Genomic DNA, 26588 nt, shown 5'->3' on the forward strand with positions numbered 1-26588 from the left:
ATGACCAACTGGACTGAAAAATTTCGCATGGCCGGCGTCTACCTCTTTCTGGGGGTGATGGCCTTTCTCTCACTCTTCCCCTTTGCATGGATGGTGATTGGTGCCACCAACACGTCGGTGGACGTGACCAAGGGCAAGTTTTCGCTGGGCACAGCCCTGTTGGACAACGTGGCCAAGCTCAACGAGACCTTCGACATGGCTCAGATCTTCTGGAACTCCGGAAAGATCGCCCTCCTGGGCGGCTTCGCCACGCTGATGATCTCGTCCATGGCCGGCTATGGCTTTGAAGTGTTCAGCTCCAAAGCCCGCGAACGCGTCTACAACGGCCTGCTGCTCACGCTGATGATTCCGTTTGCCGCACTGATGATTCCGCTGTTCATCCTGATGGCGCAGTTCGACCTGCTGGACACGCACATGGGCGTCATCCTGCCCGCGCTGGCCTCGGCCTACATCGTTTTCTACTTCCGCCAGAGCACCAAGGCCTTCCCGTCCGAGCTGCGCGAAGCCGCGCGGCTGGATGGCCTCAAGGAGTGGCAGATCTTTCTGTTCGTCTACATGCCGGTGATGCGCTCCACCTACGCGGCGGCTTTCGTCATCATTTTCATGACGGCGTGGAACAACTTCCTCTGGCCTCTCATCGTGCTGCAGTCGACAGAGCTCAAGACCATCACCCTGGTGTTGTCCTCGCTGGGCTCAGCCTACTTCCCGGACTTCGGCGTGATCATGGTCGCCGCCGTGCTCGCCACCTTGCCCACCCTCGGGGTGTTTTTTGCAATGCAACGGCAGTTCGTACAGGGCATGCTGGGCTCCGTCAAATAAGGTTTTTCTTCATGCGAACCGTTACCAAGCTCGTCTCGGGCTGGACCTTTCACACTTCTTTTTCGTCTGAACACACCACCAAGGCCCTGCCCGGCGTCGCCGTGCGCCTGCCACACAACGCAGTGGACCTGGAACTGACCTACCTGGACGAGCACAGTTACCAGAAGGAATTTGCCTACCAGTACACCCTGGCCTGGGAGCCCGCCTTGGCGGGCCGCGAAGTCAGCCTGCGCTTTGACGGCGCCATGGCCAACAGCATGGTCTGGGTCAACGGCCAGCAAGTCGCCGCGCACAAGGATGGCTACACCCCCTTCAGCGCACGCCTCACCGGCCTGCTCAAGGAAGGCGACAACCTCATCACCGTCAAGATCGACGGGAGCGAGAACCCCGAGATCCCACCCTTCGGCGGCCAGATCGACTACCTGACCTATGCCGGCATCTACCGCGATGTGTGGCTGCAGGTGAACGACGCCGTATCGATTGCCAACCTCAAGGTGGAAACCTCGCAGGAATTGACGGACGCCAAGGGTGTGCGGGTCAAAGGCTTTCTCGCCAACCCCACGAACGCCACAGTCAGTGGCACGGCTTTGGTCGAACTGTGCAACGTGGACGGCACCGTACTGCACCAGCAAACCGTCAGCCTGAGCGCCACTGGCTTTGAAGCCAGCTTTGCACAGCTTGCAGGGCTCAAGCTCTGGGAACTGGACGCCCCGCAGCTGTACCTGGTGCGTGCCACCCTGGACAACCGGGACCAGCTCAGTACGCGCTTCGGTTTCCGCACCGCCCGCTTCACCACCGAAGGCTTTTTCCTCAACGGCAAGCACATCAAAATCCGCGGCCTGAACCGCCACCAGAGCTACCCCTATGTGGGCTACGCCATGGGCCAGCGCGCGCAGGAAAAAGACGCTAACGTGATGAAGCACACGCTCAAGTGCAACCTGGTGCGCACCTCGCATTACCCGCAGTCCACCTACTTCCTGGACCGCTGCGACGAGATCGGCCTGCTGGTGTTTGAAGAAATCCCGGGCTGGCAGCACATCGGCGGCCAGGCCTGGCAGGACGAGTCGGTAGAAAACGTGCGCCGCATGGTGGAGCGCGACTGGAACCACCCCTCCATCATCATCTGGGGCGTGCGCATCAACGAGTCGCAAGACAATCACGACTTCTACACCCGCACCAACGCCATGGCCCGCAGCCTGGACACGACCCGCCAGACCGGTGGCGTGCGCTACATCGAGAACAGCGAGCTGCTGGAAGACGTATACACCGTCAACGACTTCTGCCACGTGGCTACACCCGAGTGGATGAAAGGTATTGCCCCCACGCCGCTGCGCCAGCCACGCCAGGTGACGGGGCTGGACCATGAGGTGCCCTACCTCATCACCGAGTTCAACGGCCACATGTACCCCACCAAGCGCATCGACCCCGAAGACCGCCAGGCCGAACATGTCACCCGCCATCTGGATGTGCTGAACAAGGCCTACGAGAACCCCGTCATCAGCGGCGCCATTGGCTGGTGCATGTACGACTACAACACCCACAAGGACTTCGGCGCGGGTGACCGCATCTGCCACCACGGCGTAATGGACATCTTCCGCGAGCCCAAGTTCGCCGCCTGGGGCTACACCAGCCAGTGCAGCCCGGCCGAGCAGGTGGTGCTGCAGCCCGTGACCTACTGGGCGCGTGGTGAGAAAGACCGTTGCGAGGTGCTGCCCCTCATCGTGCTGACCAACTGCGACCATGTGGAACTGAAGGTGGGCGACTTTGCCGCCAAGCGCGCCGAGCCCGACCGCGAACGCTACCCCCACCTGCCGCATGCGCCCGTCATCTTCGACAGCCGCCACGTCAACATGAGTGACCTGGGCGCCTGGGGCATGCTGTGGCGCGACGCCACCGTCACCGGCTACATCGATGGCAAGGCCGTGGCTACCGTGAAGCTCTCGGGCAACCCGCTGCCCACCACGCTGCAGGTGCAGGTGGACGACACGGTGCTGCGCGCCGACGAGAAAGACGCCACCCGCGTCATCGTGCGTGCGCTGGACCAGGCCGGGCGCTTGTTGCCTTTCCTGGACGAGGTGGCGCATGTACAGGTGGCCGGTGCGGCCAGGCTGTTGGGGCCCGACACGCTCACGCTCAAGGGCGGAGTGACCGGCTTTTGGGTCGAGACCACCGGCGCGGTGGGCGACATCACCGTGCGCGTGTCCACACGCCGCATGGGCGAGCAAGTCCTGACACTACGCGCAGAATAAAACGAGGAGAACCGCATGGCAGACGTCAAACTCACCCAGGTCCGCAAATCGTTCGGAGAGATCGACATCATCCGCGGCGTGGACCTGGACATCAAACACGGCGAATTTGTGGTGTTTGTCGGTCCCTCGGGCTGCGGCAAGTCCACGCTGTTGCGCGCCATCTCGGGCCTGGAAGACATCACCAGCGGCGAGCTGCGCATTGGTGAACAGGTGATGAACCATGTGGACCCGTCCAAACGCGGCATTGCCATGGTCTTCCAGAGCTACGCGCTGTACCCGCACATGACCGTGCGCGAAAACATGGGCTTTGCGCTCAAACACGCCGGTGTGGCCAAGGCGGAGGTCGCCACCAAGGTGGACGCCGCCGCCAACATCCTGGGCCTGGGCCCGCTGATGGACCGAAAACCCAAGGCCCTGTCGGGTGGGCAGCGCCAGCGTGTGGCCATTGGCCGCGCCATCGTGCGCGACCCACAGGTGTTTCTGTTTGACGAACCCCTCTCCAATCTGGACGCCGAGCTGCGCGTGCACATGCGCATCGAGATTGCGCGCCTGCACCGCGAACTGGGCAGCACCATCATCTACGTGACGCATGACCAGGTGGAGGCCATGACGCTGGCCGACAAAATCGTGGTGTTGCGCGCCGATGTGGTGGAGCAGGTGGGCGCGCCGCTGGAGCTGTATGACAACCCGGCCAACACCTTTGTGGCGGGCTTCATCGGCTCGCCCCGCATGAACTTCTTCGACGGCACAGTGACGGGTCACAACCGATTCAACGGCGTGAACCAGTGCCAAGTGGCCCTGGCCGGCTTTGACAACACCGTGGTGACCCTGCCGCTGGACGGCAACCTGCCCGCTGTGGGCACCGAGGTGTCGGTGGGCGTGCGGCCCGAACATTTCCAAGAAGGCGGCAGCACCACGCTGCCCGTCAGCATCGACATGCTGGAGCATTTGGGCGGCGAGACCTTTGTGTACGCACGCTCGGCCAGTGGTGTGATGGTGGTCATGGAAAGCAAACACGGTCGCAGTCTGCGCTCGGGCCAGACAATGGACGCCCACTTTGACGCGGCCAAGGCCCTGCTGTTTGACAAGAGCGGCCAGCGCATCTACTGCAACTGAACATGCCCACCCACGCGCCCGAGGCCTCTGCCGCATTCACCGTTTTGCACGGCACCCACAGCAGTGTGGTGCTGGAGGTGCGCCCGCATGAGGCGCCGCTGTGGCGCTACTGGGGCCCGCGCCTGCCGGACCACTGCGTGCCGCTGGCGCCGCTGCGGGACGGCCGGGCCATCCCGCCCAGCAGCATGGAGTTGGACCAGCCGCTGACCGTGGCCCCCACCTTTGGCGTGGGCTGGTATGGCCAGAGCGCGCTGCTGGCGCACCGCGGCGGGCAGCAGTTTGCGCAACAGTTCAACAGTTGCAGCATCAACACCCTGGAGCCCGGCCAGCGCATCGCCATCCACCTGACGGACAGCGTGGCCCAGCTGCGCCTGGTGTTGCACCTGGCGCTGGACGTTAACGACGTGCTGCAGCTGCGCAGCGAGTTGTTCAATGACGGTGCCGACGTGCTGGACGTGCACTGGCTGGCCGCGGGCACCGTGCCGCTGCCGGGCGATGCGCAGGGCGTGCGCTCGTTCGCGGGCCAATGGGCCAATGAGTTTCAACTGCAGGTGGACGCGCTGTCTCGCAGTCTGTGGCAGCGCGAGAACCGGCGCGGCCGCACCTCGCACGACAGTTTTCCGGGTGCGGTGGTCACCACGCCCGGCGCCACCCCGCACACGGGCACCGTGTATGGCGCGCACCTGGCCTGGTCGGGCAACCACCGCCAGGCCATTGAATGGCTGCACGATGGGCAGTACCAATGGCAAATGGGCGAATGGCTGGCGCCGGGCGAAGTGCGCCTGGTTGCGGGTGAATCGCTGCAGACGCCCACGCTGTTCGCCAGCTGCTCCACGCAGGGCCTGAACGGCCTGGCCGCCAACTTCCACGCCACGGTGCGCAGTCGCCTGCCCTGGCCCGGCGGGCGCATGCGCCCGCGCCCTGTGCACCTGAACACCTGGGAGGCGGTCTACTTTGACCACCGTACCGAGGACATCCGCGCGCTGGCCGCCGCCGCCGCCAGCGTGGGCGTAGAGCGCTTTGTGCTGGACGACGGCTGGTTCCAGGGCCGGCACAGCGACCAGGCCGCGCTGGGCGACTGGTGGCCCGACCCGGCCAAGTACCCGCACGGCCTGCAGCCGCTGGCCAGCTATGTGAATGAACTGGGCATGGAGTTTGGCCTGTGGGTGGAGCCCGAGATGGTGAACCCCGACAGCCAGCTGTTCCGCACCCACCCCGACTGGGCGCTGCAGCTCGAAGGCCGCCCGCTGCTCACCATGCGCAACCAGCTGGTGCTGGACGTGGCCCGCCCCGAGGTGGCGGACTACCTGTTCACCCAGCTGGACACCCTGCTGCAGAACGTGCCCATTGCCTACCTGAAGTGGGACATGAACCGCGACCTGACCACCGCAGGCAACGCGCTGGGGCGCCCCGCGTACCGCAGCTTTGTGCACGCGCTGTACGCCCTGCTGGACCGGGTGCGCGCCGCCCACCCGCAGCTGGAGATTGAAAGCTGCGCTTCTGGCGGCGCCCGGCTGGACCTGGGCGTGCTGGCCCACACCCACCGCGTGTGGACCAGCGACTGCAACGATGCACTGTCGCGCGTGGCCATCCAGCGCGGTGCGCTGCAGTTTTTACCACCCGAAATTCTGGGCGCCCACATTGGCCCCGCGCCCGCGCACACCACGGGCCGCAGCCAGAGCCTGAACTTCCGCGCCGGCGTGGCACTCAGCGGCCACCTGGGCATAGAGGCCGATGTGCGCCGCCTGAGCGACGAGGAGCGCATGGCGCTGGGCCGCTGGGTGGGGCTGTACAAGCAGCTGCGCAACCGCCTGCACACCGGACAGGTGTGGCTGGGCGAGGCCGGCGACGGCGTGCTGTGGCAAGCGCATGGTGACGCCCATGCCAGCGAGGTACTGCTGCTGGTTTACCGCACCACGCCCACCAGCCACCGCAACACGCCACCGCTGCGCCTGCCCATGCTGCGCCCGGCCGCGCACTACACCATCGAACGGCTGGACCCCACGCCGCCCGACGGGAGCAGCAGCCCGCTGAACGACGCAGCCCTGGCCGCCGGGGCCCAGCAGGCCCTGCCGCCCACCGCGCACGGCGCCTGGCTGGCGGCCGTGGGCCTGCCGCTGCCGCGCATGAACGCGGAGAGTGCGTTGATCTACCGGTTGCGGCTTGTTCCACCATAAAAGTCGCGGCAATTTTCAAAACTTGTTATAGGCCATGCACCTGGTGCATCAACACGCAAGTTTCGGAACGAGGTGTCGACTGAGCTTCTGATCCGCGTCCTGACGCGTGAACGTCCACCCGATGGTTCGCTGAGCAGCGTTGTGGGCCTGCTGCCAAGCTTCAGCCTCGCGTTGCAGTCGGCGTCGGCATTCAACACTCCGGTCCAGGCATTGACGACTGAGGATGCCGATCTTGAGTGGATGTTCAGGTTGTCGATCACCAGATGAACGCGGCGAGCCTTGGCATGCGTGTGGGTCAACAGGACGTTGACGAAGGCCACAAAGTCGGTCTTGCAGTCTGATGGCACGCAGCCCGCGCTGTATCCGCATGTAAAACCCCGCCTGAACAGGCCGATGGCTCTCCCAAACGGGGGATGGCGCTCTCCCATGTTGGGGATGCCGCGGGGGTGGGCGGCTCGCACACTGAACGCGGTTGTTTCCCATGACGCATCGGGCTTCATGCGGATCGATCGCCCATCCCCTATCACCGAGGAGTCGCCATGGCCAAGTCACCCCACCCGAGCGCGGACAGCAAGGCCCGCACCACCACCTCGCCCATTCGCCCCACCGCCGCTGCGGCGGTGCGTCTGGACGCCGATTTTGATGCCGCCGAATCGGCGGTCATCGGCAAGCTCGGCGCCGCGCGCCTGGCGGCCTTGAGCGGTGCGCCGATCAAGCGCCTGGCCGGTCAGCCGGTGGCCGATCTCAAAGCCAGGCTGGGCCATGTGCTGGACCCGCGCTGGCTCTTCATGCAGCGGGTGTGCGGCAAGGTGGTGCGCACCGACGCGACCACGGGCCGCGTGATGCCGGTGCCGCTGGCCACCGTGCAGGTGGAAGACACCGACTGTTCGCTGTTCGCCTACCACCCCATGGGTTCGCAGTGGAGCTGGCTGTTCCCGTTCAACTGCCGGCGCGAGGTGATCGCCACCGTGAAGACGGACGCGTGTGGCAACTTCTGCGTCTGGATTCCGCGCTTCGACATCGACTGGGTGCTGCGCTGGCGCACGCTGCGGCTGTGTTTTCCGGTGCTGTTCGAGCGTCCGAACTGGCGCGAGCTGCTGGACGACCTGCGCGAGCGCATGCCGGTGCCGACCGAGCGCGGCCCGCGCGGGCCCATCCCCGGGCCGGACCCGGCGCCCGACTTCGCGGCCTTGCGGCGCATGGCCGCGATGAGCGATTCGCGCGCCGCCGAGGCGCTGGCCCGCTTCGAGGCCCTGCCTGGCGCCGCGTTTGGCGAAGACACCTCGGCGCTCGACCATGCGCTGGACGCACCGGCGGCGCTGCGCATGGCGCCGCCGCTGCCGGCCGATTTTCTGGCCGACACCGAGGGCAAGAAGGGGGTGCTGTCGCGCGTGGCGCTGGACAGCGTGGCCGCGCAGCTGCGGCTGGACCCCCAGGCGTTCGAGGGTTTTGATCCGCGGCACTGGATCGGCCCGATGCGGCGCTGTGTGAACGTGCGCATGCCGGAGTGGGTGCCCATCATTGACGTGCCCGACATCACCTTCCGCGTGCTGCAGGACGTGGACGGCGACGGCGTGGAAGAGGTGATCTACGGCGAGAGCCACTTCGACGTGCGCTGGAACGCCGGGAACCTGCCCTTCGTGACGCTGGAGGCGGACCCGAGCGCGCGCGTGGCGCCCGACTGTTTTCCCGACGAGCAGATTCCTTGCGGCAACGCGCCCGCCATCGTCATGGCCGGGCGCCTGCCGCTCACCGGCGACCCGACCACCTTCGACAGCGCCACGGGCTACAACCTGCGCACCAACCGCCCGCACCCGTCGGGCACCAGCGTCGATGCCTTGCCCAACCCGACGGCGCGTTCCCCGGCCTACGGCAAGCTGTCGCTGCTGGGCTGCCACCGCACGCACCCGCAGGCCACGCACTACCGCGTGCTGTACCGCCACCGCGCGCCAGGCAGCGCGGCCTTTGGCCCGCAGACGCCTTTTGTCGGCGTGAGCTGGTGGCTGTACCGGCTCAACGGCGCCGGGGTGGGCGAGTGGCACGCGCCCACCAGCGACGCCAACGGCTGGTACCCGATCAACCTGCCCGCCGGGCCCAACAGCTGGCTGCCGAGCGAACAGCTGCTGCTGGACTGGCCCACCGGTGGCGCCTACCCCGACGGCACCTACGAACTGGTGCTGCAGGTGGGCCTGCCGCCCGGCAACGTGTTGTCGAGCGCGGCGCCGGTGGCGGTGGTGGTGGACAACCACGCACCGGGCTTCGTGTTCGACATCGCGTGGCGCAAGGCCGGCGATGCCGACTGGCTGCCCATCGGCGGCAACTGCCCGGTGGTGCGCCGCGGGGCTGTGCCGGTGGCGGTGGAATTCCGCGTCACGATGGACGTGCACAGCGAACACTTCCGCAACGCCTACTTCCACCCGACCGTCTGTGGCAACGTGGGCATGGCGCGCACCGGTGGCAGCGGTGGCGCGGACGGGCCGTTCGGCTTCGAGCACTGGCACACCACGGTGGGCGACCAGGGCGGGCTGATGCAGGCGGTGTACACGCTGCCGGCCAATGCCGCGCAGGGCACCTATGGCTTCTTTGCCCGCAGCGTCTCGCGGGCCTTCGACACCAACCAGGTGATGGCGCCACCGACACCGGCCTTCGAATACGAGGCCACGCGCGTGTACCAGGACACGAGCCGCGTGTTCGCGGTGTTCGACGCCAATTGAGCCTGCGTATGGACCTCGGCTTTGGCACTGAGCCACCGTGGTTTGAAGCGGTACTCTCGGTGCTGGCCGTGTGGCGGCTGGCCCGGCTGGTGGCGCGCGAGCGGGGCCCGTTCGACCTCGTCTCGCGCCTGCATGCGGCCGTGGCCGGCACGCCGCTGGCCGACGGCCTGGCCTGCGTGCATTGCCTCGCGGTCTGGCTGGCGGTGTTGCCCGCGGCCGTGCTGGCGCCTGGCTGGGCAGCTTGGCTGCTGCTGTGGCTGGCCATGGCCGGCGGCGCGAGCGCGGTGGAACTGGCCGTGGGAGAACGATCATGAGCTGTTGTCAACGATCCTCGGTGCCGGCGCCCGACCGCTGGGCCTCTGCCGGTTCGGCGCAGCCGCCGGCGGCTACAGCGACAGTGCCCGAACGCCTGCGCTTCAACGGTGCCCGGGCACTCAGCCTCCCGGTGGGCCACCGCCGGGTGCTGGCCCGGCCGGGTGAGGAGCTGCAAGGTTTGAGCGAGGCAGAGCGCGAGGTGCTGTGGCGCACCGGGCTGTTCGGGCCGGCGGTTTGAACGCCTTCGCCGTTTACCATCCCCCCATGACCCAAGACACCCAAGACCCGATCCACGAAGACCGCGTGTGGAGCGACGAGCACTGGACCGCGCGCGTGATCAAGAACGAAGACGACGATGGCTGGGCGGTGGCCATGTTCCTGGACGGCCAGGCCGAGCCCGCGCTGGTGGGCCCCTGGACGATGGGGCGCGACAAGAAGAACCCCAAGCCGCTGGACACCAATGCGTTCAACACGCTGGTGAAGACGGCCAAGGAGGTGATCCGCCGCTCCGAGCAGCAGCGCCACGCCGAGTTGAACAAGAACCTGAGCATCACGGTGGGCGGCCAGCGCATCCGCGTGGAGCTGGCCATCGTGCCCGACGAAGAGGGCGCCACCGCCACGCTGCGCGCGCTCAACGAGTTCGACGAAGAGCTGGCCCTGGTGCCCGCGCCGCCGAACTTCCGGCTCAACGCGGCCAGCGCCGAGGCCTGGGTGGTCTCGGGTTTCGAGAAGCCGCGATCATGATCGACGGACTGATCGCCGGCCGCCTGATGGGCGACGCTTCCCGCCGCGTGGACAAGGCGGGCCGCGGCTACATCGTGGCGCGCGTGCTGGCGCGCAACAAGGCGGACGAGGAGTTCATCGTCAACGTGATCGCGTTTGACGAGGCGCCCTGCGCGGCGCTGCTGGCGCTGGCCGACGGCGAGGCGCTCACGCTCTCGGGCGCGCTCACGCCCAAGGTCTGGACCGACAAACAAGGCATCACCCGCCCGAGCCTGGACCTGATCGCCACGCAGGTGATGACGGCCTACCACGTGAGCCGCAAGCAGGCGGCGTTGGGTGACGGGCCGGCGTCCGAATAGTGGCGGGCTGGCCGCTGATGCGGCCGTGCGCCGGGCGAACCGACACGCGACCTTCATACGCCTGACATCGAAACCCCGAAGACTGCAGCGCTGTTGCAACTGTCTTTGGAGTGTTTCAAATGGATCGTCGTCTTTTCATGGCCCGCGGGGCCCTTCTTGGGGGTGCCGTGGTGGCGCCAGCGTCGCGTGTCTGGGCGCAGGGCGCCGCTGCCCCCGCCTTCATCACGCGCGATGGCATGCGGCCGCAAATGGCCCATGGCATTCAGAGTGGTGACCCCAAGGCCGACGGCGCGGTGATCTGGACCCGCAGCGACCGCCCAGCGCGCCTGTGGCTGGAGTGGGCCACCACCGCGAGCTTTGCCAACGCCACCCGCGTGCGTGGCCCGCACATGCTGGAAGACAGCGACTTCACCGGCCGCGTCGACCTCACCCGGCTGCCCGCCGGCCAGGAGATCTTTTACCGCGTGGTGCTGCAGGACCTGCACAACGAGCGCGTGCTCTCGGAACCCCTGCAAGGGCACCTGCGCCTGCCGCCGGCGGCCACCCGTGGCCGGGCCACGCGCGATGTGCGCTTTGTCTGGAGCGGTGACACGGCCGGGCAGGGCTGGGGCATCAACGAAGCCTGGGGCGGCATGAAGATCTACGAGCAGATGCGCAAGACCAACCCGGACTTCTTCCTGCACTGCGGTGACACCATCTACGCCGACGGCCCGATCAGCGCACAGGTGAAGCTGGCCGACGGCAACCTGTGGAACAACGTGGTGACCGAAGAGGTGAGCAAGGTCGCCGAAACGCTGAACGAGTTCCGTGGCCGCTACCGCTACAACCTGATGGACGCCAATGTGCGCCGCATGGCGGCCGATGTGCCCCAGATCTGGCAGTGGGACGACCACGAGGTGGTCAACAACCACTCGGACGCCAAGGACTTGAGCGACGACAAGCGCTACACCGAGAAGAACGTCCCGCTGCTGGTGGCGCGGGCCACCAAGGCTTTCAACGAATTTGCCCCAATGCGCCGCACGGCCGATGTGGAGTCCGAGCGCGTGTACCGCCACCTGCCGCAGGGCCCGCTGCTCGATCTGTTCGTGGTGGACATGCGCAGCTACCGCGGCCCCAACACCGCGAACCTGCAGACCCGCGAAAGCGCCGAGACCGTCTTCATGGGCAAGCCGCAACTGGACTGGCTGCTGGACGGGCTCAAGCGCTCGAAAGCGGTCTGGAAAGTGATCGCCGCCGACATGCCACTCAGCCTGCACGTGGCCGACGGCAAGGAAAAATGGGAAGCCATCGCCAACGGCGAAGACGGCGCACCCAAGGGCCGGGAGCTGGAACTGGCCGGTCTGCTGCGCGCGATCAAACAGGCGGGGATCCAGAACGTGGTGTGGCTCACCGCCGACGTGCACTACACCGCGGCCCACTACTTCGATCCGGCCAAGGCGCGGTTCAGTGACTTCTCGCCGTTCTGGGAGTTTGTCTCCGGCCCGCTGAACGCCGGCGGCTTCGGCCCCAACAAGGCCGACACCACGTTTGGCATGCAGGTGGTGTACCAGAAGGCGCCCACCGAGGTGAACGCACCGCCCACCAATGGCCTGCAGTTTTTCGGCCAGGTCGACATCGACGCCCGGACGCGCGCGATGACGGTGACGCTGAAAGACCTCGCGGGGGACTCGCTTTACAGCAAGACGCTGGCGCCGCAGCCAGCACAGAAACAGGGGCAGCGCAACCGGGTTTGACGCTGCTCACACAAAAAAACCGCGGCCCGCCACCCTGGGGTCCATAATGGGCCTGCGCGGGCGATCAAGCCCGCGCGCCTTCCAGGTGATCGGTCAGTTTCGCGCGCTACGGCGGCACACTCGGGTTTGTTGAGCTTTCGGGACCCCATCGCTTTTGTGTTTCTGTTTTTTTCGGAGTCCCTATGGGCAATAAACTTTACGTCGGCAACCTGCCGTACACGGTGCGTGACGAAGACCTGCAACAGTCTTTCAGCGAGTTCGGCTCGGTCACCAGCGCCAAAGTCATGATGGAACGCGACACCGGTCGCTCCAAGGGCTTTGGTTTCGTCGAAATGGGCAGCGATGCCGAAGCGCAAGCCGCCATCAGTGGCATGAACGGTCAGTCGCTGGGTGGCCGCAGCGTCACGGTGAACGAAGCCCGCCCGATGGAGGCACGTCCTCCCCGCACCGGCGGCTACGGCGGCGGCGGTGACCGCTCCGGTGGTGGCGGTTACGGCGGTGGTGGCGATCGCTCCGGCGGTGGCGGCTACGGCCGCGGCGGCTACTAAGCCCTGCGAATCCGCCGTCTCGGCCCAGCGCTGAGACCAGCCAAGAGGCTTCGGAACTCCGGTTTCGAAGCCTTTTTTCTTGGGGCGCTTGCCACAGCGTCGGAGAAGCGTGGACCCTGAACGCTCGCATCGGGCCCATGGTGTGCTGCCGAAGACGGGACCGAATCACCGGGGCCGTGCCGTTGAAGCGGCTGTACGCACCGGTCGTCGGTGCACCGCACGGGGCCAGGACAACGCCGGACGGTTGGTGGGGGTGGTTCATAGAATGGGCACTTTTTCACGAAAGCAGGATTCGAGATGCCCCTGATGCCGCGTTCCTCCGCTGCCCAACCGATGGTTCACGATGCCCTGTCGCGCAGGACGCTGATGTACCGCCTGGGCGCGGGGCTGTTGCTGCCCGCACTGCAGGCCTGCGGCGGCGGTGACGATGCGGGTCTGGGTGACGGAGCCGGCGTCGGTGAAGCGACGTTGAAAAGCACCAGCGATCGCGGGTTGGCGGCCCCGGCGGCCACTGGCGGTTTTGCCCACCCCGGGGTCATGCACAGCGCGGCCGATCTCGCGCGCATGAAAACCCAGGTGGACAACGGTGTGTCGCCCTGGACCAGTGGCTGGAATGCGCTCACCGACAGCGGCCGCTCGCAACTGGGGCGGGAACCTGCGCCCCTGGTCACGGTGGTCCGTGGTGGAGACGGCGAAAACTTCCGCGCCATCGTGGAAGACGTGCAGCGTGCCTACCAGTTCGCGTTGCGCTGGAAGGTGTCGGGCGACACGCGCTATGCCGATGCGGCGGTCGCGTATCTGGACGCCTGGTCGTCCACCATGACCACGCTCACGGGCAACGCCGACCGCTTTCTCGCCGCCGGCCTGTATGGCTACCAATGGGCCATGGCCGGTGAATTGATGCGCGGCTATGCCGGCTGGTCCAGCGCGGGTCTGAAGGCGATGCAGGACCTGTTGCTGGCGGAGTTCCAGTCCAAGTGCTCGGATTTTCTGGACAACCACAATGGCTCCAACATCACCAACTACTGGGCCAACTGGGACCTGATTGCCCTGTGCGGCCAGATGGCCATCGGCATCTTCTGCGACCGACGCGACATCTACGACAAGGCGCTGGACTACTACCGGAACGGCCGGGGCAACGGTGCCGCGGACCACAGCGTCTACTGCGTGCACCCGGGTTATCTGGGCCAGTGGCAGGAGCTTGCCCGCGACAACGGACATGCCACGCTGAGCGTGGGTCTGAGCGGCCTGCTGTGCGAGATGGCCTGGCTGCAGGGCGATGACCTGTACAGCTACCGCAACAACCGACTGCTGGCGGGCGCGGAGTATGTGGCCAAGGCACAGCTGACCGACAGCAACGGCGTTTACTACACGCTGCCTTTTTCCCGCTACGTCAACCGGCAGGGCACGTTCACCCAGGTCTCCGAGTCGGGCCGGCCGCATCTGCGCCCCATTTGGGAGTGCCTCTACAACCACTACGCCAACCGCAAGGGCCTGTCTGCACCCTACGTGCGTCGCATGGCGGAGCGGTTGCGCCCGGAAGCGAACCAGTGGGGCGGCGACACCCCCAGTTTTGGCACGCTGACCTTCTCGCTCCCGCCCGCGAGCGCGGCCGTGGCGCCCAGCGGGCTCACGGCCTACGTCACCGATGGAAAGGTGCTGCTGTCCTGGTGGGGCAGTGCCCTGGCCACGTCGTATCTGGTGCAACGCAGCGCGTCGGCCAACGGCACGTTCACCACCGTTGCCACCCTGGGCAGTGACGCAACGCGCACCCATACCGACAACCCGGGCACGGGCCAGTGGTTTTACAGGGTATGCACGGTGCACGGCGGCCAGACCCTGGTGGGTGCCGACCGTGCCCGGGTGCAGCTGGGCATTGAATTGCGCCTGGACCTGCCGCTGAACCAGACCTCGGGCACCAGCGCCACCGACAACAGCAGCACCGTCCGCCATGGCAGCCTGGTGGGCAATGCCAGCTGGACCACAGGGCGCACCGCCGGCAACGCCCTGGCCTTCAACGGCAGCACCAGCCATCTCGCGCTGAGCACCGGGGTGGTGGAGGAGCTGGGCGACTTCACCATCGCACTCTGGGTGTACTGGAACACCGCCGTGAACAACACCCGCATCTTCGATTTCGGCAGCAGCGACATCAGCTACATGTGCCTCATCCCCAGGGATGGCAGCGGCAAGATGAGCTTTCGCGTCACGGGCACCACCTACTTTGGTGAACAAGTCGTCTCCCACACGGCAGCATTGAGCACGGGGACCTGGGTGCACGTGGCCGTGACCCTCAAAGGCCGGCTGGGCACGCTGTACGTCAATGGCGTGGCGGTGGGCTCCAACCCGGACATCGACCTGGCACCCTTCCAGCTGGGCTCGACCCACCAGAACTGGCTGGGCCGCTCGCAGTATTCGGGGGACCCCTATTTCAACGGCAAGATGCAGGACCTGCGCATCTACAGCGGCGCGTTCAGCAGCAGCGCCATCCGCGCTTTGATGACGGGTCTGCCCGCACGCACCTGCACCGAGACCCGCGTCCCGGCGCAAACAACCCCGCGGCCGGACCTGGCGCCCAGCCCGAGCCTGTGCGCGCAGTAGCGCTCGCGGTGGAGGCTTCTGCGGCTCCCGACCCGCTCAACACTCCACGATGGCCTTGATCACCCCGGCGGACGGGTCGAGCAGGTTCTGGAACTGTGTCGGTACGTCCGCCAGTGCCAGGCGGTGGGTGTTCAGGCTGGCCGGGATCAGGCCCGCGCGCATGGCACCGAGCACGGTGCTGAAGTCTTCGGTGGTGGCGTTGCGGCTGCCCAGCAGCGTCATCTCGCGCTTGTGGAATTCCGGGTCGGAGAAGGTGATGTTGGCACCCACCACCGAGATCAGCACGTAGCTGCCGCCGTGGGCCACGAAGCGGAAGCCGCGCTCCATGGCCTGCGGGTTGCCGGTGGCATCGAACACCACGTCATAGAACTCGCCGTCGGTCAGCCTGGCCAGTTGCTCCTCGTCGCCTTCGCCCAGCGGCACACCTGCGTGAACGCCCAGCGAACCAGTGCAGAAGTCCACCCGGTCCTGCCGGCCATCCAGCGCGGTGACGGTGGCGCCGCGCAGCTGGGCAAAGATCATCGCGGCCATGCCGATGGGGCCGGCGCCCACCACCAGCACGCGCTGCCCCGCACGCAGGCCCGAGCGCCGCACGGCGTGCGCACCGATGGCCAGGAACTCCACCATGGCGGCCTGGTCGAGCGACACGCCTTCGGCCTTGTGCACGAAGGCCTGGGGCACAGTGAGGTATTCGGTGAAGGCGCCGTCGCGGTGCACGCCGAGCACCTGGATGTTCGTGCAGCAGTTGGTCTTGCCCGCGCGGCAGGCGATGCAGGTGCCGCACGACAGGTAGGGCATGACGTAGACCGTGTCGCCGGGGCGCAGGGCGCCGTCGGCCGGAGCGGCTTCAACGATGCCCGAGAGCTCGTGGCCCATCACGCGCGGGTAGCTGAGGTAGGGCTGTTTGCCGGTGAAGATGTGCAGGTCGGTGCCGCACACGCCCACGCGCTTGACGCGCAGCAGCACGTCGTTGGCGCCGCGTTCGGGCATGGGGCGGTCTTGGGGCAGCAGGGTGCCGGGGGTTTCGCAGACAACGGTCAGCATGGTTTTCCTTGGGTTCAATCGATGTTGTGTTCTGAAAGCTCGCTGCGCGTGGGCAGGCCTTCCATGTCGCCGATCACCTGCAGCGCGAGCGAGGCGATCCAGTTGGCGCGCTTTAGGGCCTGGGGCCATGAACGCCCTTCGAGCTGGGCACTGATGATGCCCACGGCAAACGCGTCGCCGGCACCCACGGTGTCCACCACCACCGGCACGGGCACGCCGGGCACCTGGCCGTGTTCACCGCTGGCGGTGTGGAAGTAAGCGCCCTCGGCACCCATCTTCACCACCACGGCTTTGGCACCCCGGTCGAGGTACCAGGCGGCGATGTCGGCGGGGGTGCTTTGGCCCGTGAGCAGCCGACCTTCCTCGATGCCGGGCAGCACCCAGTCGGCGTGGCGCGCCAGGTCGTTCAGGGTGTCGCGCATGGTGGCCGTGTCGGGCCACAGGCGGGGGCGCAGGTTGGGGTCGAACGAGACGCTGCGGCCTGCGGCGCGCAGGCTCTGCATGGCGTGCGCGACCACCTCGCAGGCCGCGGGCGACAGCGCGGGCGTGATGCCGGTGGCGTGCAGGTGGCGGGCGCGCAGCGCGTAGGCGGTCGGCAGGTTGGCCAGCCCGAGCTGGCTGGCGGCGGAGTTGCGGCGGTAGTACTCGATGGCCGGGTCGCTGCCGTCCAGGCTGCGCGACTTGAGCATGAAGCCGGTGCTGCGGTTCGGGTCCACCTCCACCTGCGAGGTGTCCACGCCTTCGGCTTCGATGGCCTCGCGCACATAGCGGCCGAACGAGTCGGCCCCGAGGCGGCTGACCCAGCCCACGCGGAAGCCCAGGCGGGCCAGACCGATGGCCACATTGCTGTCTGCGCCGGCCAGCCGCTTGCTGAAGGTCTGCACCTGCTCCAGCGGCCCGGACTCCTGGGCAACCAGCAGCGCCATGGTCTCGCCCAGTGTCAGGACATCGAGTGGCTCGGGAGCTGCCGTCATGCGCCCAGCTCCCCGCGGTTCACGGCGTCCAGCGTGGCCCGCACGCCGTGCGTCTGCAGTGATCGCAGGGCGGAAAGCAGCGCGGCGGCCAGTGCCTGGTTGCCCGCCAGGTCGCCGAACACCGGCGCGTAGGACAGCATGGCCTGCACGGCTTCGATGCTCGCCCCCTGCCCCAGCGTGCGTTGGTACAGCGCCGTCAGGTCGGCGGCATGCGGGTCGTCGATGGCATAGGCGTTGCCCAGTTCGTCCACGCCGCGCAGGTAGTGCATCCAGGCCGCAATGCCCAGCGCCATGCGGGGCACGGGCAAGCCGGCAGCCAGCCGGTCGCGCACGGTGCCGAGCAGGCGCTGGGGCAGCTTCTGCGAGCCGTCCATGGCGATCTGCTGCGTGCGGTGGGCGAGCGCCGGGTTGGCGTAGCGGGCCAGCAGGTTGGCGCGGTAGGCGGCCAGGTCGAGGCCGGGAAGATCGGCCAGGGTGGGTTCGATCTCGTCGCGCATCAGCGCTTCGATGTGCTCGCGCAGCGGCGCCTGGGCAATGGCTTTGTCCACCGTCTGCCAGCCGGCCATGGCGCCCAGGTAGGCCAGGCTGGAGTGCGTGCCGTTGACCATGCGCAGCTTGAGCCGCTCGAAGGGTTCGGCGTCGGCCACGAAGCGCACGCCGCCCAGCGTCCAGTCGGGCCGGCCGGCGGCGAAATCATCTTCCACCGCCCAGTCAAAGAAGGGCTCGCCCAGCACCGGCCAGCGGTCTTCGCACCCGAGCGCTTCGCTCACGGCGGCGCGGTCGGCGTCGGTGGTGCGGGGCACGATGCGGTCCACCATGGAACAAGGGAAGCGGCAGTCGGCGGCGATGCGCTGGGCCAGCGCCGGGTCCACCGCTTCGGCGAAGCGCAGCACGGCGCCGCGCAGCACGCGGCCATTGGCCGGCAGGTTGTCCAGTGACATCAGCGTGAGCGGGCCGTGGCCACGCTCCAAGCGCAACTGCAGCCCGAACACCAGCATGCCGATGGCCGAGCGCGGCGCTTGCGGGTGGGCCAGGTCGTTGGCGATGTCCGGGTGGTCCAGCCGCAGCGCGCCGGTGGCCGGGTCGTGGCAGTAGCCTTTTTCCGTCACCGTGAGGCTCACGATGCGGGTGTCTGCTGCGGCAATGGCTTCGAGCACGCCGGCCGGGTTCTCAGGCGCCACCAGCAGGGCGCGCACCGCACCGATCACCTGCAGCCGCTGGCGCGGCCGGCCTTGCGCATCGGCGTCGCGGATCGCCAGGGTGTACAGACCGTCCTGCGGTTGCAGCGCGTCGCGCGTGTCGGGCTGGCGCAGCGACACGCCAACGATGCCCCAGCGCAGGTCGCCTGCGGCGATGGCCGCTTCGGTGGCGGCGGCCATGTGGGCGCGCATGAAGGCGCCGATACCCAGGTGCACGATGCCGGTGTTCAATGCCCTGCGGTCGTAGGCGGGGCGCGTCACGGCGGCCGGCAACGCGCCCACCGTGTGGTCGTTCAATCGGTTCATGTCCACCCTCACCAGTTGGTCAGCGTGCCGTCGTGCTGCAGGCGGTTCACCGGCAGGTAGGCGCGTTTGTAGGGGTACTTCGCGGCCAGCGCCTCGTCGATGGTCACGCCGTGACCGGGCGCTTCGCCAGGGTGCATGTAACCGTCCTTGAAGCTGTAGGCGTGGGGGAACACGGCGTCGGTCTCGTCGGTGTGGCGCATGTATTCCTGAATGCCGAAGTTGGGCACCCAGAGGTCGAAGTTGAGCGCCGCGCCCATGCACACCGGCGAGAGGTCGGTGGCGCCGTGCGAGCCGGTGCGCACCTGGTACAGCGCGGCCAGGTCGGCGATGCGGCGCAGGTGGGTGATGCCGCCCGCGTGGACCACCGTGGTGCGGATGTAGTCGATCAGCTGGTTCTGGATCAGGTCCTTGCAGTCCCAGATGGTGTTGAAGATCTCGCCCACGGCCAGCGGCGTGGTGGTGTGCTGGCGGATCAGGCGGAAGGACTCCTGGTTCTCGGCCGGCGTGGTGTCTTCCAGCCAGAACAGGCGGAAGGGCTCCAGGTCTTTGCCCAGGCGTGCGGCCTCGATGGGCGTCAGGCGGTGGTGCGCGTCGTGCAGCAGGTGGATGTCCGGCCCGACGGCAGCACGCACCTTGTCGAACAGCTCGGGCGTATGGCGCAGGTATTTTTCGGTGGACCAGTCGTGTTCGCTGGGCAGGTCGGCGTCGGCCGGTTCGTAGAACATGCTGCCGCGGCCCACGCCATACACCTTCTCCAGCCCCGGCACGCCGCTCTGCGCGCGGATGGCCTTGTAGCCCATCTCCTTGTAGCGCAGCACCTCTTCCACGGTCTGGCTGATGTCCTTGCCGTTGGCGTGGCCGTAGACCATCACGCCGGTGCGGCTCTTGCCGCCCAGCAGCTGGTACAGCGGCATGTTGGCGGCCTTGGCCTTGATGTCCCAGAGCGCGGTGTCCACGCCCGCGATGGCGCTCATGGTCACCGGGCCGCGGCGCCAGTAGGCACCCTTGTAGAGGTACTGCCAGATGTCTTCGATCTGCTGCGGGTCGCGCCCGATCAGGCAGGGGATGACGTGGTCGGTGAGGTAGCTGGCCACGGCCAGCTCGCGGCCGTTGAGCGTGGCGTCGCCGATGCCGGTCAGGCCTTCATCGGTTTCGATCTTCAGGGTCACGAAGTTGCGGCTGGGCGCGCAGACGATGACTTTGGCGGAGGTGATTTTCATGGTTTGAGAGAAAAGGGTTACATCACGGCGCCCAGCGCCCAGGGGACAAATTCGTTTTGGCCGTAGCCATGCAGCTCGCTTTTCGTCTTGCGGCCCGAGGCTGCGGCCAGCATCTCCAAAAAGATGCGTTCGCCCAGTTGCTCCACGCTCTCGCTGCCGTCGATCACCGTGCCGCAGTTGATGTCCATGTCTTCTTCCTGCTTGGCCCACAGCGCGCTGTTGGTGGCCAGCTTGAGCGAAGGCGAGGGCGCGCAGCCATAGGCCGAGCCGCGCCCGGTGGTGAAGCAGATCAGGTTGGCGCCGCCGGCGACCTGGCCGGTGGCGGACACCGGGTCGTAGCCCGGCGTGTCCATGTAGACAAAGCCTTTGGCCGTGATGGGCTGAGCGTATTCGTACACGTCCACCAGGGGCGTGGTGCCGCCCTTGGCGATGGCACCGAGCGACTTCTCCAGGATGGTGGTCAGCCCGCCGGCCTTGTTGCCGGCCGAGGGGTTGTTGTCCATCTCGGCGTGGTGGCGCGTGCAGTAGTCGGTCCACCAGCGCAGGCGGGCTTCGAGCTTGTCGGCCACGGCTTGCGACACCGCACGTTGCAGCAGCAGGTGTTCGCCGCCATAGATTTCGGGCGTCTCGGACAGCACGGCCGTGCCGCCGTGGCGCACCACCAGGTCCACCGCCGCGCCCAGCGCCGGGTTGGCACTGATGCCGGAGTAGCCGTCGGACCCGCCGCACTGCAAACCCACCACCAGGTGGCTGGCGGGCACGGGCTGGCGCTGCACGGCGTTGGCCTCGGGCAGCAAGGCTTGCACGGCCTCGATGCCGCGCGCCACGCTTTTGGCGGTGCCGCCCGTGTCCTGGATGCTGAAGGTCACCAGCTTGGCGCCTTCACGCAGGCCTTCCTGCGCCAGAAGGCCTTGGATCTGATTCGTCTCGCAGCCCAGGCCCACCACGATGACGGCCGCAAAGTTGGCGTGGCGTGCGTAGCCGGCCAGCGTGCGGCGCAGCACGTGCAGGCCCTCGCCTTCGCTGTCGGTGGCGCAGCCTGCGCCGTGGGTCAGCGCCACCACGCCGTCCACATTCGGGAACGCGGCCAGCGCTGCGGGGTGGATGTCGCGGCGGAAATGGTCGGCGATGGCGCGCGCCACGGTGGCCGAGCAGTTCACGCTGGTCAGCACGCCGATGTAGTTGCGCGTGGCCACACGGCCGTCGGCGCGCACGATGCCGTCGAACGTGGCCGGCGTGTCCACGTAGGCCACGGGCCGCACGTCACCGCCCACCGTGTGGCCGCGGTCGAAGCGGCTGAAGGCCAGGTTGTGCGTGTGCACGTGCTGCCCGGGCGCAATGGCCTGGGTGGCGGTGCCGATGATCTGGTTGTAGCGGCGCACAGGCTCGCCCGCTGCGATGGCGCGCACCGCGATCTTGTGGCCGGGCGGAATGAGGCCCGACACGGTGATGCCTTCGGTTTCGATGCGCGTGCCGCCCAGCAGCTGCTGGCGGGCGATGACGACGTCGTCGTTCGGATGAATACGGATGACGGGATTCATTTCAGTTTTTCCAAGGTGCCGGAGTGCGCACCGCAACGCATGAGAAGGTCCAGCCCAGGGCACCGCCGGGCCGGCTTTGCCGGACGGCCAGTGCCGCCCCCTTGAGGGGGTCGCGCGAAGCGCGGCGGGGGTGTCATTTCAACAAGCCCATTTGCTGCGGCAGCCACAGCGTCAACGCTGGGATGTAGGTGATGGCGATCAGCGCCAGCATCAGCGGAATCAGCCAGGGCAGGATGGCCATGGTGGTGCGCTCCACCGAGAGCTTGGAGATGCGTGCCAGCACAAAGAGCACCATGCCCAGCGGCGGGTGCAGCAGCCCGACCATCAGGTTCAGCGTCATGATCAGGCCGAACTGGACCGGGTCGATGCCCAGCTTGATCACGATGGGCAGCAGGATGGGCACCAGGATCGTGATGGCCGCGATGGTGTCGATGAAACAACCCACGAACAGGATCAGCAGATTGGCCAGCAACAGGAACACCCACTTGTTGCTGGTGATGGACAGAATCCAGTCGGCCAGGGCCTGCGCGGCCTGCGTGGTGGTGAGCAGCCAGGCAAAGATGGACGCGGCGGTGACGATGAACAGCACCGAGGCCGTGGTCTCGATGGTCTCGAACGTGGCTTGTGCCAGCGTTCGCAGGGTCATGGAGCGGTAGCGCACCAGGCCCAGGAACAACGCCCAGATCACCGCCGCCACGGCAGCCTCGGTAGGCGTGAACCAGCCCATGGTCATGCCGCCGATCAGGATCACCGGTGCCATGAGGGCCAGCACGGCTGAGAAGTTGTAGCGCCAGTCCAGCGCCAGCAGTGCCACGAAGCCTGCCCCGGCGGCGAGGTTGACCGATGCACCGGCCTTGACCGCCAGCCACACCGCCATCGGGAAGGCCAGCACGACCAGGATCTCCAGCGCCGCGCCGCCCAGGCGACCCCAGTGGAAGGCCACGTCGCCGCCCCAGCCATTGCGGTGGGCGAAGTAGGCCACGGTGGCCATCATCAGACCGGTCATGAACAGCCCGGGCAGGATGCCGGCCACGAACAGCGCGCCGATGGAGACGTTGGCCATCATGCCGTAGATCACAAAGGGCAATGAAGGGGGAAAGATCGGGCCCAGCGTGGCCGATGCGGCCGTCACACCCACCGCGAACTCGGTGGAATAGCCGTGTTCCTTCATGGCCTTGATCTCGATCGAGCCCAGGCCCGCCGCGTCGGCGATGGCCGTGCCCGACATGCCCGAGAAGATCACCGAGCCGACGATGTTGACCTGACCCAGACCGCCCTTCATCCAGCCCACCAGCGCGATGGCGAAGTTGTAGATGCGACCGGTGATGCCGGCGATGTTCATCAGGTTGCCGGCCAGGATGAAAAAGGGCACGGCCAGCAGCGGGAAAGACTCGATGCCGGCAATCATGCGCTGGGCCAGCACGATGTCGGGCACGCTGCCCGAGACCAGGATGTAGATCAGCGAGCCACCGGCCATGGCCACGGCCACCGGCAGGCCGCAGAGCATCAGGCCCAGGAAGGAAAGAATCAGGATCAGCATGGTGGGGTTCCGTTCAGCCGGCCGAACCGTCAAAGAAGCCGGGGTTTTGCAGGGCCGAGAAGCCTCGGCGCCAGTTTTCCACCGCCACCTGTACAGCACGCAGGGCCATGAGGGCAAACCCGGCAAACGCGAGCCAGTACACATGGCTCTTGTTCCAGTTGATGGTGGTCATGGGTTCGTTGTCCACGGCCAGCGCGTAGCGTGCAATCAGCCAGGCGCCATAGCTGTAGAAGGTGATGGCGGCGATGTCCACCGCCGTCGACAGGGCCCGGCCCACCGGGGTGGGCAGGTAGCGGTACAGCAGGTTGACCTGGATGTGCCGCATCCGCCGCACACACATGGACGCCCCGATGAACACCACCGGCATCAGGCAGTACACGGCCAGCTCCTCGGTCCAGGCGAACGAGTCGTTCAGCACGTAGCGGCTGAAGAACTGCAGGAACACCAGGCCGGCCATGGTCCAGAAGAAGCCCAGGCAGACCCAGTCTTCGATGCCGTAGCCCGAGAGGTTCACCGGGTGCTGGTCGGCCTCCGCGAAGCTGGCCACCAGCGCTTGCGCGCTGGACTCGACCGGGTGCGACTCCGCTGCACCACCCACATCGGGCAGAACGCTTTGAAGCGACATGCGGTCCGCCTTACTTGACGGCCTGGATGCGGTCCCAGTCGGCCTTCTGGTAGCCGAACTGCTCGAAGGCCACGTTCTTCAGCACGGTGTCGCGGAACTCGCCGGTGTTCACCGCGGTCACGCTCACGCCCTTGCCGCGGAACACGGCGGCCAGTTCGGCCTCGCGCGCCGCCACTTCTTTCGATGCCTTGGCCGCGGCCTCCTGCGCCACCTCGGTGAACATCTTCTTGTCGGCGTCCGACAGCTTCTTCCACACCCCGCCGGCCACCACGGTGTTCAGATGGTCCACGATGTGGCCGGTGAGCACGATGTGCTTCTGCACTTCAAAGAACTTCTTGGCTTCGATGGTGGGCAGCGGGTTTTCTTGCGCTTCCACGGTGCCGTTCTGCAGCGCCAGGTAGACCTCGGCGAAAGCGATGGGCGAGGTGTTGGCGCCGCAGGCGCGTGGCATGGCCAGGTAGGCCGGCACGTCGGGCACGCGCATCTTCAGGCCCTTCATGTCGGCGCACTTGGTGATGGGCTTGTTGCTCGTGGTGTGGCGGGTGCCGTAGTAGGTGGTGGCAATGATCTCGTGGCCGCTCTTCTGCTCGTAGCCCGCCGTCAGTTCCTTGTAGATGTCGCTCTTGGTGTAGGCCAGCAGGTGGTCCACGTCGCGGAAGGTGTAGGGGTAGTAGGTGACGCCGATGCGGGGGAAGGCCTTGGCCGCGAAGCTGGAGCCCGAGATGATGATGTCCACCGTGCCCAGGGAAAGGCCCTGGTTGATGTCGTTTTCCTTGCCCAGTTGCGAGGCGGGGTACACGTCCACCTGGAAGCGGCCAGCGCTGCGTTTCTTGATTTCTTCGGCCGCCCACACAGAGGCGGTGTGGAAAGGCTCGGAGGTCTCGTACACGTGGGCCCACTTGAGTTTGGTCTGGGCGAAGGCCGGAGCTGCGGCCATCAGGCCAGCGGCCAGGGTCAGCGTGAGGTATTGCAATTTCATGGTTTGTCTCCTGTCGTTGTGGATGCGGTGTCAGCCGGCCCCTAGCCAGGGATGAGCTGCACCTTGGTGCTGCGGCTGCGGTCCAAAGCCAAATCGAAAGCCGCCTTCGATTCGCTGATCGGGATCTGTGCGCTGATGAGCTGGCGCACGTCGGCGCGCCGGCTGCGGATGGCCTGAACGGCCCAGTCGAATTCCACGTCGGCCCGAAACGCACCCACGTAGTCCAGCTCGCGGGTCATGATGTCGTTGGCCGGGAACGGCAGCTCGGGCGGCAAGGTGCCGACCTGCACGATGCGGGCTCCGCGCCGCACGGCAGACAGGCAGCCGGCGAGCGCAGCCGGATGCCCCGCCGCCTCGATCGCCACATCCACTTGGCCTTGCCATGAGCGGGTGTCGGGCTGGGCCTCGTCGGCCCCCACCGTGAGCGCCATGTCGCGCGCGCGTTCGCTCGGGTCGCTGCACAGCACGCGGCCCGCGCCGGCCAGCCGCGCGGCGATCACCGACATGCAGCCGATGGTGCCGGCGCCCGTGACCAGCACCGTGGCGCCCAGCAAGGGGCCGGCGCGGTGCACCGCGTGCAGCCCCACCGACAGCGGCTCGGCGCAGGCGATCTCGCCCAGGCTCACGTCCTCAATCACCGCCGTGAGCTGCGATTCGGCGACCACGAACTGTTCTCTGAACAGGCCCGGCAGGTGCGGAAAGATCGCGGCACTGCCCAGGAACACCATCTGTTCGCACAGGTTGCTGCGGCCCGCGCGGCAGGCCGGGCACGCGCCACAGGGATGGGCCGGGTTCACGGCCACCTTCTGCCCCACCCGCACCCGGGTGACCCCGGCGCCAACGGCCTCCACCACGCCCGAAGCCTCGTGGCCCGGCACGAAGGGCGCCCGGATGGCGAAGGCGCCCGCGCGGCCGTGCTGGTAGTAGTGCAGGTCCGAGCCGCAGATGCCGCCCGCGCCCAGGCGCAGGCGCACCTGGCCCGCCGCCGGTTCGACCGGCGCCAGTTGCTCCACGCTCAGTTGCAGAGGGCCGTGCAGGGTGCAGGCCAGGCTCACGAAGTGCTCCCATGGGCTTCGGCTTCGGCCGGTGCGGTCCAGCCTGCCGAGAAGCGTTCGTGGGAATGTTCCAGATGGCTGCTCATGGCCTTGCGGGCGGCTTGTGGGTCGTGGCGCTCGATCGCCTTGACCACGGCCCGGTGCTCGGCCACCGCCTGTCTCCAGGTGGTTTCGCGCTCGAAGTGGCTGCCCAGGCGCGCAAACAGCGGGCCGTTGCGTTCGTCGAACAACTGGGTGACGACGGCCAGCAAGGGGCTGTTGTCGCTGGCCTGGGCAATGCGCAGATGGAAGTTGCGGTCGCCGGTGATGGGCAGCGTGCGTGCGGCGATGTCGGCCTCCATCTCGCGCAGGGTTTCTTCCAGATCGGGCACCAGGGTGCTGTCTTCGCTGCGGGCGGCCACGGCGGCCAGTTCGCATTCGATCAACTGGCGCGCCCGGATGATTTCCAGCGGGCCGTGGGCGTTGTCCAGCCGCCGCACCGGCTCGCGGGCAATGACCACGATGCCCGAGCCCACGCGCACTTCGATCAGCCCCTGGACTTCGAGCGCGATCAGCGCCTCCCGCACGGAAGGCCGCGACACCCCCATCTTCACGGCCAGGTCGCGTTCGGCCGGCAGGCGCGAGCCCACCGCGAATTCGCCGCTCTGGATGAGGTGGCGCAGCTGATCGGCGATCTGGCGGTAGAGCCGGCGCGGCTCGATGGGCTGGAAGGGCATGGGCTTTATTTGGTAAATTGGTCAGACCAATTGACCGC

General features: G+C 67.2%; 22 protein-coding genes. 12 read left to right on the forward strand and 10 right to left on the reverse strand.

The genetic code is table 11. The annotated features are described in order from the left end of the window. From KIH07_RS10870 to KIH07_RS10925, 12 genes are all read left to right on the forward strand, one after another. Positions 1 to 819, forward strand: coding sequence for a carbohydrate ABC transporter permease (locus KIH07_RS10870; RefSeq protein WP_226491979.1), 819 nt, complete (start codon positions 1 to 3; stop codon positions 817 to 819). 11 nt (positions 820 to 830) lie between these two features. Next, positions 831 to 3068 (forward strand): glycoside hydrolase family 2 protein, encoded by a 2238-nt coding sequence (locus tag KIH07_RS10875; RefSeq protein ID WP_226491980.1) that lies wholly within the window; start codon positions 831 to 833, stop codon positions 3066 to 3068. 15 nt (positions 3069 to 3083) lie between these two features. Further along, positions 3084 to 4184 carry an ABC transporter ATP-binding protein gene (locus KIH07_RS10880; RefSeq protein WP_226491981.1) on the forward strand — a complete coding sequence of 367 codons (1101 nt, stop codon included), beginning with the start codon at positions 3084 to 3086 and terminating at the stop codon, positions 4182 to 4184. 2 nt (positions 4185 to 4186) lie between these two features. Further along, positions 4187 to 6361: an alpha-galactosidase gene (locus tag KIH07_RS10885; protein WP_226491982.1), complete on the forward strand. Its 2175-nt coding sequence runs from the start codon at positions 4187 to 4189 to the stop codon at positions 6359 to 6361. A 539-nt stretch (positions 6362 to 6900) separates the two neighbouring features. Next, a complete protein-coding gene (locus KIH07_RS10890) occupies positions 6901 to 9075 on the forward strand; it encodes a DUF4164 domain-containing protein (protein ID WP_226491983.1) in 2175 nt (724 codons plus the stop codon). A gap of 8 nt (positions 9076 to 9083) precedes the next feature. Next, positions 9084 to 9389, forward strand: a complete 306-nt coding sequence (locus tag KIH07_RS10895) for a hypothetical protein (protein ID WP_226491984.1) — start codon at positions 9084 to 9086, stop codon at positions 9387 to 9389. Continuing rightward, a complete protein-coding gene (locus KIH07_RS10900) occupies positions 9386 to 9628 on the forward strand; it encodes a hypothetical protein (protein ID WP_226491985.1) in 243 nt (80 codons plus the stop codon). Before KIH07_RS10895 ends, KIH07_RS10900 begins: the two co-directional genes overlap by 4 nt. A 26-nt stretch (positions 9629 to 9654) precedes the next feature. After that, positions 9655 to 10134 (forward strand): hypothetical protein, encoded by a 480-nt coding sequence (locus KIH07_RS10905; RefSeq protein WP_226491986.1) that lies wholly within the window; start codon positions 9655 to 9657, stop codon positions 10132 to 10134. Beyond that, positions 10131 to 10472 (forward strand): single-stranded DNA-binding protein, encoded by a 342-nt coding sequence (locus KIH07_RS10910; RefSeq protein WP_226491987.1) that lies wholly within the window; start codon positions 10131 to 10133, stop codon positions 10470 to 10472. Before KIH07_RS10905 ends, KIH07_RS10910 begins: the two co-directional genes overlap by 4 nt. A 119-nt stretch (positions 10473 to 10591) precedes the next feature. Beyond that, entirely contained in the window at positions 10592 to 12205 is a 1614-nt protein-coding gene (locus tag KIH07_RS10915; RefSeq protein ID WP_226491988.1) for an alkaline phosphatase D family protein, read from the forward strand. Positions 12206 to 12387: 182 nt separating this feature from the next. Next, positions 12388 to 12753, forward strand: coding sequence for an RNA recognition motif domain-containing protein (locus KIH07_RS10920; protein WP_226491989.1), 366 nt, complete (start codon positions 12388 to 12390; stop codon positions 12751 to 12753). A gap of 306 nt (positions 12754 to 13059) precedes the next feature. Next, positions 13060 to 15351, forward strand: a complete 2292-nt coding sequence (locus tag KIH07_RS10925) for a LamG-like jellyroll fold domain-containing protein (RefSeq protein ID WP_226491990.1) — start codon at positions 13060 to 13062, stop codon at positions 15349 to 15351. A 36-nt stretch (positions 15352 to 15387) separates the two neighbouring features. Here KIH07_RS10925 and KIH07_RS10930 read toward each other — a convergent pair whose 3' ends face one another. The 10 genes from KIH07_RS10930 to KIH07_RS10975 form a co-directional block, all read right to left on the reverse strand. Continuing rightward, positions 15388 to 16395 (reverse strand): zinc-binding alcohol dehydrogenase family protein, encoded by a 1008-nt coding sequence (locus tag KIH07_RS10930; protein WP_226491991.1) that lies wholly within the window; start codon positions 16393 to 16395, stop codon positions 15388 to 15390. Between the two features lie 14 nt (positions 16396 to 16409). Beyond that, positions 16410 to 17369 carry a sugar kinase gene (locus KIH07_RS10935; RefSeq protein ID WP_226491992.1) on the reverse strand — a complete coding sequence of 320 codons (960 nt, stop codon included), beginning with the start codon at positions 17367 to 17369 and terminating at the stop codon, positions 16410 to 16412. Beyond that, complete coding sequence (locus KIH07_RS10940) at positions 17366 to 18874, reverse strand: mannitol dehydrogenase family protein (RefSeq protein WP_226491993.1); 1509 nt, start codon at positions 18872 to 18874, stop codon at positions 17366 to 17368. The genes KIH07_RS10935 and KIH07_RS10940 overlap by 4 nt, the downstream gene beginning before the upstream one ends. An 8-nt stretch (positions 18875 to 18882) precedes the next feature. Then, the gene (gene manD, locus KIH07_RS10945; RefSeq protein ID WP_226491994.1) at positions 18883 to 20094 is read right to left on the reverse strand and encodes a D-mannonate dehydratase ManD; all 1212 of its coding nucleotides are present in this window, start codon (positions 20092 to 20094) and stop codon (positions 18883 to 18885) included. Positions 20095 to 20111: 17 nt separating this feature from the next. Next, complete coding sequence (locus KIH07_RS10950; protein WP_226491995.1) at positions 20112 to 21635, reverse strand: UxaA family hydrolase; 1524 nt, start codon at positions 21633 to 21635, stop codon at positions 20112 to 20114. Between the two features lie 133 nt (positions 21636 to 21768). Then, a complete protein-coding gene (locus KIH07_RS10955; protein WP_226491996.1) occupies positions 21769 to 23175 on the reverse strand; it encodes a TRAP transporter large permease in 1407 nt (468 codons plus the stop codon). A 13-nt stretch (positions 23176 to 23188) separates the two neighbouring features. Next, positions 23189 to 23800, reverse strand: coding sequence for a TRAP transporter small permease (locus KIH07_RS10960; RefSeq protein ID WP_226491997.1), 612 nt, complete (start codon positions 23798 to 23800; stop codon positions 23189 to 23191). Positions 23801 to 23810: 10 nt separating this feature from the next. Next, a complete protein-coding gene (locus tag KIH07_RS10965) occupies positions 23811 to 24779 on the reverse strand; it encodes a sialic acid TRAP transporter substrate-binding protein SiaP (RefSeq protein WP_413465735.1) in 969 nt (322 codons plus the stop codon). A gap of 41 nt (positions 24780 to 24820) precedes the next feature. Beyond that, the gene (locus KIH07_RS10970) at positions 24821 to 25834 is read right to left on the reverse strand and encodes an L-idonate 5-dehydrogenase (protein WP_226491998.1); all 1014 of its coding nucleotides are present in this window, start codon (positions 25832 to 25834) and stop codon (positions 24821 to 24823) included. Next, positions 25831 to 26550, reverse strand: a complete 720-nt coding sequence (locus KIH07_RS10975) for a FadR/GntR family transcriptional regulator (RefSeq protein WP_226491999.1) — start codon at positions 26548 to 26550, stop codon at positions 25831 to 25833. Before KIH07_RS10975 ends, KIH07_RS10970 begins: the two co-directional genes overlap by 4 nt. Positions 26551 to 26588 lie beyond the last annotated feature (38 nt).

It is taken from the genome of Hydrogenophaga taeniospiralis (assembly GCF_020510445.1).
Taxonomy (GTDB): domain Bacteria; phylum Pseudomonadota; class Gammaproteobacteria; order Burkholderiales; family Burkholderiaceae_C; genus Hydrogenophaga.